At 62.3% G+C, this 10,460-nt stretch carries 8 protein-coding genes; 5 read left to right on the top strand and 3 right to left on the bottom strand.

Annotation, left to right across the window (positions count from 1 at the left end; translation table 11 throughout):
• Nucleotides 1-440 precede the first annotated feature (440 nt).
• Complete coding sequence (locus ACQZ2L_RS09410) at nt 441-1,292, bottom strand: hypothetical protein (protein ID WP_430325807.1); 852 nt, start codon at nt 1,290-1,292, stop codon at nt 441-443.
• A 323-nt stretch (nt 1,293-1,615) separates the two neighbouring features.
• Entirely contained in the window at nt 1,616-2,845 is a 1,230-nt protein-coding gene (locus ACQZ2L_RS09415) for a benzoate/H(+) symporter BenE family transporter (protein ID WP_430325808.1), read from the bottom strand.
• A gap of 92 nt (nt 2,846-2,937) precedes the next feature.
• Here ACQZ2L_RS09415 and ACQZ2L_RS09420 point away from each other — a divergent pair, with 92 nt between their 5' ends.
• On the top strand, nt 2,938-4,440 hold the full coding sequence (locus tag ACQZ2L_RS09420; protein ID WP_430325809.1) for a PLP-dependent aminotransferase family protein: 1,503 nt from the start codon (nt 2,938-2,940) through the stop codon (nt 4,438-4,440).
• A gap of 171 nt (nt 4,441-4,611) precedes the next feature.
• Entirely contained in the window at nt 4,612-5,832 is a 1,221-nt protein-coding gene (locus ACQZ2L_RS09425; RefSeq protein ID WP_430325810.1) for an MFS transporter, read from the top strand.
• A gap of 34 nt (nt 5,833-5,866) precedes the next feature.
• Here the strand turns inward: ACQZ2L_RS09425 and ACQZ2L_RS09430 are convergent, their stop codons facing one another.
• The gene (locus ACQZ2L_RS09430; RefSeq protein WP_430325811.1) at nt 5,867-5,989 is read right to left on the bottom strand and encodes a hypothetical protein; all 123 of its coding nucleotides are present in this window, start codon (nt 5,987-5,989) and stop codon (nt 5,867-5,869) included.
• On the opposite strand from ACQZ2L_RS09430, the gene mrdA reads away from it, so the two are divergent.
• The 3 genes from mrdA (at nt 5,988) to ACQZ2L_RS09445 (ending at nt 10,434) form a co-directional block, all read left to right on the top strand.
• The gene (gene mrdA, locus ACQZ2L_RS09435; protein ID WP_430325812.1) at nt 5,988-7,874 is read left to right on the top strand and encodes a penicillin-binding protein 2; all 1,887 of its coding nucleotides are present in this window, start codon (nt 5,988-5,990) and stop codon (nt 7,872-7,874) included. The genes ACQZ2L_RS09430 and mrdA overlap by 2 nt on opposite strands.
• Before the next feature lie 225 nt (nt 7,875-8,099).
• The gene (locus tag ACQZ2L_RS09440) at nt 8,100-9,317 is read left to right on the top strand and encodes an acyl-CoA dehydrogenase family protein (protein ID WP_430325813.1); all 1,218 of its coding nucleotides are present in this window, start codon (nt 8,100-8,102) and stop codon (nt 9,315-9,317) included.
• A gap of 10 nt (nt 9,318-9,327) precedes the next feature.
• Nucleotides 9,328-10,434: a sigma-54 interaction domain-containing protein gene (locus ACQZ2L_RS09445; protein ID WP_430325814.1), complete on the top strand. Its 1,107-nt coding sequence runs from the start codon at nt 9,328-9,330 to the stop codon at nt 10,432-10,434.
• The last annotated feature ends 26 nt before the right edge of the window (nt 10,435-10,460 follow it).

Raw genomic sequence — 10,460 nt, forward strand, 5'->3', positions numbered from 1 at the left:
GCGCGCCATGACAGCAGTATCCGCAGCATTGCAGCCAGCATCATCCAGATCGCCAGAATACCGACGTAATGGATATCGCCAAATGGACCATGCTCATAACTCAAATGCATATTCGGTCTAAGAGGCTGGTAACTATGCGCCCACGGCGGGCGCGCATCGGTTCACAGGAAGGGTATTCATGCAGCGCCCCAGCGCAGTTCTACCGGGGCGGGATGCACAGCTGCAGCAAGCCGCCGAGAGAAACGCTGATCCTTGGCATCGGCCCGGGCTAAATGCAGGTCATCTGCTGCGATTGGCCCAGGTCACCAGCCTGCTCGCCAGCAAAGGTGTGTAGCACCGCCCGCACCTGGCTTGGAGAGGGCAGTTGGGCGAAGAGCTATTCAGCACAGGTCAGGATGGGCTGATCTGTGCTGATTTGATCGGAGGATCCAACGCTGAACTCACTGCGACCAGCACACCGAGTTCACTTGTATGCGGGTTGATCCGGGTATAGGCGGGGAAACGTGGAGATGCGAGGTCAGGAATACTCTGAGGCCCGTTACATCCTCAGGCCTGCTATAAGGGTGCGCACCAACAGGGAACGTGACGCAGACACTCCCAGCCGCATTGTCCACTGAGCTATAAAAATGTTCAGGTCCACCTGCGCTATTAAGATATTCACCCCTCAAGTGGATAACTTTGACATCGCTGTACAGCACTTCAAATGAAACAGTGACTGTTACCGGCCGTATTAAAGGATACGCGTAATTGGTAACATACATATCCAGATAAAGGGGTGGGTTCGTTGAATCTAGATGCGATATTGCATGGGCGGATCCGTTCTCTACGATGACTGCGTCAACCGAAGCAGGCGTATTGGGGTTGCTTGGAAACACTATCAACCCTGAATCGAAATGGTGAGGCACCCAATCATCAAACTGAAAACCAATGGGGAGACTGGTAAAATCTTCACAGATGGCGCGAATCGTCAAATACCTTATTTCGGATTCTGGATTGGCGTCATACTCTCCCTTCGCCTTGAATGCGTAGCGTTTGTCAGTAAGACCTGTAAGCGTGCTGATCCATAAGCCATCCGCTCCTACCGTCTCGGTCTTCAATACAGTGCTACCGTCGAGCACTTGTATTGTTTTATTTGCTAGCGCTTGCCCGCGCAGGGTCAGAGTATTCGCAGTTACTTCTCCATCAGGGGGCAATTCGCTCCCTTTTTCATCCACCACTGAATCAATAGTGGGTGCTTGATCTGGCTGATTTGCCGACGTCGGTGACCCTTTTGACAGTTGGCTGTTCGACATGATGAAAACCTCAAGCTGTGTGAAGAGTCTTGAACTCTGGCGCAGTCTCTAGGCGGACGAAACTGGCAAAAATACTAGGCTCTGGCTGAGAAAAGGTGTCGCGGACACGGCATGACTAAAGCCAACGAGACCGCCGCGCCTTCCGCTCGAACAACTGCACGCCAAGAAATTCTTCAAGTTCGCGAATCTGTCAGCTAATGGCCGCCTGCAATGCGCACAATGCCTCGGCCTCCCATTAGCGTGTCTGCTGAGCATGGTAGCCAGCCTTTTGAACCTGCCCACAGCCAAGCGCCGCGACGAAGCGGTGCTTGGCTGGCAAGGTCTTAGCGAGTAGCAGCTCGATTACTGACCCGGGCGGATGCATCGGCTTTATTGAAGCCGTTGAGCAGCGCATGCGCAGCAACGCCGATCAACAACCCCCAGAACGCACCGCCAATACCCAGCAAGGTAATGTTGGCGGCAGCGGCCAGAAAGGTGATCAACGCCGCTTCGCGGGTTTTCGCATCGGCGGTCGCGCTGGACAGGCTGGCGCCGATGGTACCCAGCAAAGCCAGCCCGGCCAGGGTGGTGATAAAGCTTGCCGGCAAGGCCATGAACAGCGCCGCCAGGGTCGCCCCGAACACCCCCACCAGCACATACAGCAAGCCAGCGGCGATGCCGGCGATCCAGCGCTTGGACGGTTGTTCGTGGGCTTCCTTGCCGGTGCAGATGGCCGCGGTGATCGCTGCCAGGTTGAACGCATGCGAGCCAAACGGCGCCATCAACAGCGACCCCAGCCCGGTCACCGTCACGATGGGATTGGCGCTGGTGTCGTAGCCATCATTGCGCAGCACCAGCATGCCCGGCATGTACTGCCCGGTCAGGGTGATCAGAAACAGCGGCAGGGCCACGCTCAGCAGCGCATTGAGCGAGAACTGCGGCGCAGTGAACACCGGTTCGGTCAGTTGCCAGTGCAGCCCGGACAGGTCAAGTCGGCCCTGTACCAGCAAAAAGCTCAACCCCAGCAGCAGAATGCCGGCCACTGCATAGCGTGCAGTAAAGCGCTTGAGCAGCAGGTAGCAGGCGATCAGCAGCCCGGCCAACAGCGGGTCGATGCTGACGCTGCTGAACGCACCAATGCCAAACTGCAGCAGAATTCCGGCCAGCAGCCCTGCCGCGACCCCTGGTGGAATCAGCGCAATGACCTTGTCGAACCAGCCGGACCAGCCCAGCAGCACGAACGCCGCCGCACAAACCATGTAGGCCCCTACCGCTTCGGCATACGGCGTAGTTGCCAGCGCGACGACCAAAAACGCTGCTGCCGGGGTCGACCAGGCGGTGATGATCGGTGCGCGATAGCGCCAGCTCAGGTACATCCCGGTAACGCCCACGCCAATCGACACCGACCAGACCCACGAGGCCGTCAGCTCCGGGCTCAGGCCGGCCACCTTGGCCGCCTGGAACACCAGGATAAAAGTGCCGCCGTAGTTGACGATGACCGATACCAGACCGGCAATGATCGGGTGCAGCAGATCGCTCGGGCGCAGCGACCAGCGAGAGGCATTGAGTGACATGGTGAACAAGCTCCAGGCAGTGGCGAGGCGCAGAGTCTACGGATAGACTGGCCTGCCGCTTCAGGCCAATTCATGCAGTCAGGGCAGACCACATGGCAAAAACGTTCGAACTTGAAACCCTGCAGATGCGCCTGGCCGACAGCGAATTTGCCACGCTCGATCTGCACCAGCGAATCCAGCGCGCACTGCGTGCACTGATTCTCGAAGGCTCGCTGAGTGCCGGCCTGAAGCTGCCCGCCACACGCGTGCTGGCGCGCTCGCTGGGCGTGGCCCGCGACACCGTCGAAAACGCCTATGTGCAGTTGCAGCGCGATGGCTACATCAACCGCCGCGGCGGTGCCGGCAGCTACGTCGCGCAAACCTTGGGCAGCGAGTTGCACGGCGCCGCTCGCCGGCGCATGCAGCAACGCGACGCACGCCGTGCTCAGGCGGCCACGCAAGCGGCCGGGCTGAGCCAGCGCGGCCAGCAGATCCTCGCCAGCGGCGGCATCCATGACCAGCAGGCGATCAAGGCCTTCGCTACAGGCCTGCCGGAAACCCGCAGCTTCCCCATCGAGGTCTGGGAGCGCCTGCAACGCCAGGTCATGAAGGACTACCGCGGCAACGTCTTGCTGCATGGCGACCCGCAGGGTGCCGAGCCGCTGCGCAAGGCCATCGCCACCTACCTGAACCTTGAGCGCGGCGCCAACTGCAAGCCCGAGCAGATTCTGGTGCTGAGCAGCACCCGCCAGGCGTTGTTCCTGTGCGCACAGTTGCTGGTAGACGCGGGCAAACCCATCCTGCTGGAAAACCCCGGCTATTTTGGCGCGAAAAAAGCTTTCGAAGCGGCCGAGGCGAAGGTCGTGCCGATCGACGTCGACGAACAAGGCGTGCGCATCGACCTGCTGCGAGCCGATCGCAGCGGCGCCAATTGCCTGTACGTGACCCCGTCGCATCAATACCCCACCGGTGCCACCCTGCCACTGGCACGCCGGCTGGAGCTGCTCGGCTGGGCGGCCGAGCACGGCAAGTGGATCATCGAGGACGACTACGACAGCGAGTTTCACTACGACGGCCTGCCCACCGCCTGCATGCAGGGGCTGGACCGCTACCAGCGCACGATCTACCTGGGCACGTTCAGCAAGACGCTGTTCCCCGGCCTGCGCATGGGCTACATGATCCTGCCCGAACAACTGGTGCAGCCGTTTGCCTATGCCCGCAGCATCATCGACGGGCATACCCCACAGATTCCGCAACTGACCCTGGCGCGCTTCATGGAAGACGGCCATTACAACGCCCACGTGCGCGCCATGCGCAAACTCTACAGTCGGCGCCGACTGTACATGCTCGATGCCATCGCCAGGCACCTGCAGGGCATTGCCACCGCCCTGCACCCGCAAGGCGGCCTGCAGATTCCTTGCCTGCTCGAAGCAGGCTGGAGCGAGCAGGACACCATCCGCGTGGCGGCCAGCGCCGGCGTGCAGTTGCCTGGCCTGAGCCGGCTCTACGCGGGCGAGCACAAGCAGCAAGGCTGGCTGCTGGGTTACTCATCCCTGACCGAGCATGAAATCGAGGCGGCCATGTCGCGTTTGGCCAAGGCGTTGAGAAGCCAATAAGCCTGTCGCCAAGCCCTGAGTGGTCTGGTTATCTAGCCCAAATCGGACTGCCAGATGCGACCACAAGCTGATTAACATGCGCGCCCAACGGCGCTGCTCAGCGCAGCATAGATCTGAGCAGCAGAGGCGCTTGCTGGCGTGCAATGGCACGCCAATTTCAAAAGGTCATCCATGCCAATTCGTATCGGACTTCTGCCCCAAGTGGCGACAGCGCACTGGGTCAGCCACCTGCATATCATGGCGCTGGCGGCGCTGTTCCCGGTGTTGCCGCAGCTGTTTGGCGTAGGCTACGTCGAGCTTGGCCTGGCCTTGAGCATCTTCAATATCCTCTCCGCCGTGGCCCAGGCACCGATGGGTTTTGCAGTGGACCACTATGGCGCGCGCCGGGTGTTGCTCGCAGGCATGAGCCTTGGCAGTTGCAGCCTGCTGCTGATCGCGCTGCTGCCTACCTACACCTGGCTGCTGATCGGCATGGCCCTGGCCGGGCTGGCCAATGCGGTGTATCACCCCGCCAACTACGCCCTGCTCGCGCAAGGCATCGCCCCGGCGCACATGGGCAAGGCATTTTCGGTACACACCTTTGCCGGCTTCCTCGGCGGTGCGGTGGCACCCTTGCTGCTGTTGGGTGTGGCCAGTGCCAGCAATCCAAGGATGGCCTTCGCCGTGGCGGCGTTGGCCGGGTTTGTTGCGCTGGCGCTACTGCTAGTGCCTGGTTCGGGCATCACTCAGGTCAGACCAGCGACTACCGTTCAGGCTGACAGCGGCAGCGAAGCCGTGCGGCAGCGTTCACTGTGGTCACCCATGATTGCCAGCCTCACCGTGCTGTTCGTGCTGCTCAACCTGAGCACCAGCGCCATCGAGAAGTTCTCTGTGGCCAGCCTTATGCAGGGCCAGGGCATCAGCCTCAGCTGGGCCAACGCCGGGCTTACTGCGTTTTTGTTTGCCAGTGCCTTTGGCGTGCTGGCCGGCGGTGCCCTGGCTGACCGCACCAAGCGCCATGGGCTGGTGGCGGCCATGGCCTTTGGACTGGCTGCAGCGTTGACGGTACTGGTGGCGTGGTCGGGTCTGAGTGACCTCGCCCTGGTCGTTGTCCTCGGGGTTATCGGTTTTCTCACCGGCTTGATCGCCCCCTCTCGAGACATGCTGGTACGCGCCGCTGCGCCCAAGGGTGCCGAAGGCAAGACGTTCGGTATCGTCTCGACTGGCTTCAATGTCGGCGGCGCACTGGGCCCGCTCGGGTTCGGCTGGCTGCTTGATCACGGCCAGGCCAACGGCATCTTCTGGGCTTCGGCCGTGTTCATGGGGCTGACGGTGCTGATGACCCTGCTGCAAGAGGCCGCGATCAGACGCGCACGCCATGCAGTAGCAGCGCAGCAAGCCGCGCCCCGATGAGTCACATGAATGAATATTCATGCAAGGCTGCGGCTCAGTGCTGCCGGGGCTGACGGGCGATCCGGGCAGGCTCGCCGGGGGCGGCTTGCTTGAGCAGCGCCGGGTGCTTGCGTAGCATCGCCGGCCCGGTGACCTCTCCACCCCGAAGAACGCGCATGCCCCAACCCATCCCCCTCAAGGATCACGAACAGGAAAAGCAGCTGGTCAACCGCCGCCTGTTGGTCTGCGCCGTGCTGACCTGCAGCCTCGTTGCGGTGCTGATCGCTCGCCTGTACGTGCTGCAGGTGCTGCAGTACGACCAGCAGAGCGCCGTTTCCGAAAACAACCGCGTGCACGTGCTGCCGATCGCGCCCGAGCGGGGCCTGATCTACGACCGCAACGGCGTTGTGCTGGCCGACAACAAGCCCAGCTTCAACCTGACCATGACCCGCGAGCGCGCTGGCGATTCAGCCAAGGTGCTCGACAGCCTGACGCAGATCCTGGGCCTTGCCGACGACGACCGTCAGCAGTTCAACAAGGACCTGCGCCGCGGGCGTAAACCGTTCGAACCGGTGACCTTGATGGTGGGCCTGAGCGAAGAACAGATCGCCCTGATCGCAGTCAATCAGTTCCGCCTGCCGGGGCTGGATGTAGAGCCGCAGTTCATCCGTGAGTACCCGCTCAACGAGCACTTTGCGCACTCGGTGGGCTACGTCGGCCGGATCAACGAGAAGGAAGCCAAGACCCTCGACAGCACCGAGTACCGCGGTACCCAGTCGATCGGCAAGACTGGCGTCGAGCGCTTCTACGAGGATCAGTTGCACGGCCATGTCGGCTACGAAGAGGTCGAGACCAACGCTCAGGGCCGGGTCATGCGCGTACTCCGCCATCAGGACCCGATCCCGGGCAAGGACATCATCCTCAGCCTTGACGTGCAGCTGCAACAGGCCGCCGAAAAAGCCCTGGGTGATCGCCGTGGTTCGGTGGTGGCGCTCGACCCCGCAACGGGTGACGTGCTGGCGATGGTCAGCAACCCAAGCTTTGATCCCAACCTGTTCGTCAAAGGCATCAGCTTCAAGCAATACGCTGCGCTGCGTGATTCGATCGACCGGCCGCTGTTCAACCGAGTGCTGCGCGGTTTGTATGCGCCAGGCTCGACGATCAAGCCGGAGGTGGCCATCGCCGGCCTCGACAGCGGCGTGATGACGCCCGCCAACCGGGTGTTCGACCCTGGCTACTACGAGCTACCCAACTACGACCACAAGTACCGCAACTGGAACCGCAGCGGCGATGGCTGGGTAGACATGTACAGCGCGATCATGCGCTCCAACGACACCTACTTCTACGACCTTGCGCACAAGCTTGGCATCGATCGCCTGCATGACTACATGGCCGAATTCGGCCTCGGCCAGAAGGTCTCGCTGGACATGTTCGAGGAAGCCGCCGGGCTGATGCCTTCGCAGCAATGGAAGCGCGCCACTCGCCGTCAGGCATGGTTCCCCGGTGAAACGCTGATCCTGGGGATTGGCCAGGGCTACATGCAGGTCACCCCGTTGCAGCTGGCCCAGGCCACCAGCCTGCTCGCCAGCAAAGGCGTGTGGCACCGCCCGCATCTGGCCAGAAGCATCGGCGGCGAGCCGCCGCAGGACCCGCACCCGATGCCGGATATCGTGCTGCATGACAAGCGCGCCTGGGACCAGGTCAGCCAGGGCATGCAGATGGTCATGCACGACCCGCGCGGCATCGCCCGCGCCTCGGCGGCCGGCGCGCAGTACCGGATTGCCGGCAAGAGCGGCACTGCGCAGGTGGTGGCGATACGTCAGGGCGAGCGCTACGACCGCAACAAGACCCTGGAGCGGCACCGCGACAACGCCCTGTTCGTCGGTTTCGCCCCCGCCGAGCATCCGTCGATTGTCGTGGCAGTGATGATCGAAAACGGCGAAGCCGGCGGCCGCGTCGCCGGGCCCGTGGTGCGCGAGGTGATGGATGCCTGGCTGCTGGACAGCCAAGGCCATCTGAAGCCCGAATATGCCGGTGGCGAGCACGCTTCACCTCATTCCTGACGCGCTGCGCAGACGGCCACGAACACACCAAGCAAATTAAGGAATAAGAGTATTCTTTCTTATTCCTTTTTAAATAAACCCAGTTCTTCTATAACTGTCTGCACTGTACAGCCGCCAACAGCTGGCCAACTGTCTGCAGCGCAGCACCCTATCAACAGCAAGCCCCAACAGCCTCGACGATTGCTCAAGCAAAGTCCCCCGCTCAATTGACCTGGAGACTCGCCCATGAGCAACCCGCTCGACAACGCTGCCCTGGCCGGCGGTATTGCCCGCCCCGCCCGCCCCTCGGCCCTTGGCATTGCCCGCGAGCTGGCTGAGCAGTTTGCCCAAACCGCAGTCGAGCGCGACGAACGCGGCGGCACGCCCAAGCGTGAGCGTGACGCTCTGCGCAGCAGTGGCCTGCTCGCGCTGACCATCCCCACCGCCTATGGCGGCCAGGGCGCCAACTGGCGCGAAACGCTCGAAGTGGTGCGCGAATTCGCCCGGGTCGATAGCTCGATTGCCCATGTGTTCGGTTTTCATCACTTGATGCTGGCCACCGTGCGCCTGTTCTCGCGGCCCGAGCAATGGCAACCGTGGTTCGAGCAGACAGCGCGCAAACACTGGTTCTGGGGCAACGCCCTCAACCCTCTGGACACCCGCACCGTGGTCAAGCACTTCGACGGCTGGTGCGAGTTCTCTGGGCAAAAGAGCTTCTGTTCCGGCGCCAGCGATTCAGAGATGCTGATCGCCTCGGCCGTGGACGAACGTGCCGGCGGCAAGCTATTGATCGCGGCCATCCCCAGCGCCCGCACCGGCATCAGCCTGCACAACGACTGGAACAATATCGGCCAACGCCAGACCGACAGCGGCAGCGCTACCTTCGAACGGGTGCGGGTCGAGCAGGACGAACTACTGCTCGACCCAGGCCCGCTGAGCACGCCGTTAGCCGCCTTGCGCCCGCTGATCGCCCAACTGCACTTCGCCAACCTGTTCCTCGGCATCGCCGAAGGCGCCTTTGCCGAAGCCCGCCAGTACAGCCTCAAGGAAAGCCGCCCGTGGTTCCGCTCCAACGCGGCACAGGTCAGCGAAGACCCCTATGTGCTGCGCCACTACGGTGAGTTCTGGGTCGGGCTGGAAAGCGTGCGTTTGCTGATCGAGCGCGCCGCCGACCAGCTCGATGCTGCCTGGCAGCAGGAGCATGCGTTGAGTGCAGAGCAACGCGGCGACCTCGCCCTGGCCATCGGCACCGCCAAGGTCGCGGCAACCCGCCACGGCCTGGATATCTGCAACCGCCTGTTCGAAGTCACCGGCGCCCGCGCCACCCATGCCTCGCTGCGCTTCGACCGGCATTGGCGCAACCTGCGCACGCAAACCCTGCACGACCCCGTGGATTACCGTATCCACGAGCTCGGCGAGTGGGCCCTCAACGGCAAGCGCCCTGTCCCGTCCTTCTATTCCTAAAGGCACGCCCATGCAATTGCTCACCCTCCCCCCGTCACCGTCACTGGCCACCTCGATCCGGGCGACTGCGCAAGTCTTCGAAGACCCCCGTTCGCAGGCGCTGCTGGCCCACTTGCAACAGGTAGCGCCAAGTGAAGCCAGCGTGCTGATCATCGGCGAGACCGGCACGGGCAAGGAGCTGGTGGCACGCCATATCCACGATCTCAGCGGGCGTCGCAACGGGCCGTTCATCGCGGTCAACTGCGGGGCGTTCTCCGAGTCGCTGGTCGAGGCCGAGTTGTTTGGTCACGAAAAAGGCGCCTTTACCGGCGCGCTGGCCGCCAAGGCCGGCTGGTTCGAGGAAGCCAACGGCGGCACGCTGTTTCTCGATGAAATCGGCGACTTGCCACTGCCGATTCAGGTCAAGCTGCTGCGCGTGTTGCAGGAACGCGAGGTGGTCAGGCTAGGCTCGCGCAAGAGCATCCCGATCAATGTGCGGGTGCTGGCAGCCACCAACGTGCAGCTGGAAAAAGCCATCAATGCCGGGCATTTTCGCGAAGACCTGTACTACCGTCTGAGCGTAGTGACGCTGTCGCTGCACCCGCTACGTGATCGCCCCGGCGATATCATGCCGCTGGTGCGCCACTTCATCCGCCGCTACAGCGAACGCTTGGGGTATGGCCCGGTCGCGCTCAGCCCACGCGCGCAGGCCAAGCTGGTCGAATACAGCTGGCCGGGCAATATTCGCGAGCTGGAAAACGTCATCCATCACAGTCTGCTGACCTGTGGCAACGGTGAAATCCAGGCGCAGGATCTGCGCATGTCCAACCTGCGCCTGGAGCGCCAGGAGGATGCCGTCGGCGCCAGCCATGGCGGCTCGGCGCAAGAGCTGCTGGAGCAAGCGTTCAGCCGGCTGTTTGAGGAGCAGTCCGGTGAGCTGTTCGAGAAAGTCGAGAACGCCCTGCTGCGTTCAGCCTATCACTTCTGCCACTACAACCAGGTGCATACCGCGCAGTTGCTGGGGCTGTCGCGCAATGTCACACGCACTCGTTTGATCGCGATTGGCGAACTGGTGGTGAACAAGCGCCGCAATCAGGAGGAAAGCGTGCATAGCCGGGTAGTGGGTTTGTCCATCTGACCTGCAGCCCGACTCGCCAGGCTGCA

This window comes from Pseudomonas shirazensis (genome assembly GCF_050496565.1).
Lineage (GTDB): Bacteria > Pseudomonadota > Gammaproteobacteria > Pseudomonadales > Pseudomonadaceae > Aquipseudomonas > Aquipseudomonas shirazensis_A.